Here is a 597-nt window from a genome sequence, read left to right as displayed (position 1 = left end):
CGTGAAAGACATACTTTTAACCCAGAATTTAAGCTTGAATGCGCTCAGTTGGTGCTTGATCAGGGGCGGACTTACAAAGAAACCTGCGAAGCAATGGGCATTGGAAGAACCACGCTAGAAAGCTGGGTAAGAGAACTCAAAGCTGAAAGAGCGGGTAAAGCACCAAGTACATCACCGTTGACTCCAGAGCAAAGAGAAATCCGCGACCTTAAAAAGAAAATCAAGCGTATTGAAGAAGAAAAGGAAATCCTAAAAAAGGCTACGGCTCTCTTGATGTCAGACTCCCTGAACGGTTCTCGATAATCGAGAAACTCAAGAAGAGTTATGCTGTGAAAAGGCTTTGTGAAGTGTTTGGGGTTCATCGCAGTAGCTATCGTTATTGGGCAAATAGAGATAAATCTCTGTCGTCAGAGCGTGTGCTTGTTCGTGCCGAAGTTCGTCGAGCTTATGAGCTGAGCAATGGTTCCGCTGGGGCGAGAACCATTGCTGATATAGTAACGGCGAGAGGCATTCCACTTAGTCGTTACCGAGCGAGTAAGTTCATGAAAGAACTAGACTTAATCAGTGGTCAACTACCGAAACATTCGTACAAAAAAA

General features: G+C 44.7%; 1 protein-coding gene and 1 pseudogene. Both read left to right on the top strand.

Features of this window, described 5'->3' with window-relative positions; translation table 11 throughout:
• A partial coding sequence (locus AACR11_RS20970) for a transposase (protein WP_139374588.1) occupies positions 1-303 on the top strand: 303 nt, incomplete at its 5' end.
• Positions 304-329: 26 nt separating this feature from the next.
• Positions 330-597, top strand: a pseudogene (locus AACR11_RS20965) (IS3 family transposase); the annotation flags it as partial.

Origin of the sequence: Vibrio sp. L85 (assembly GCF_963871815.1) — a bacterium.
Lineage (GTDB): Bacteria > Pseudomonadota > Gammaproteobacteria > Enterobacterales > Vibrionaceae > Vibrio > Vibrio harveyi.
The sequence above is the reverse complement of the archived record's forward strand: the minus strand, read 5'-3'. Positions and strand labels throughout refer to the sequence as shown.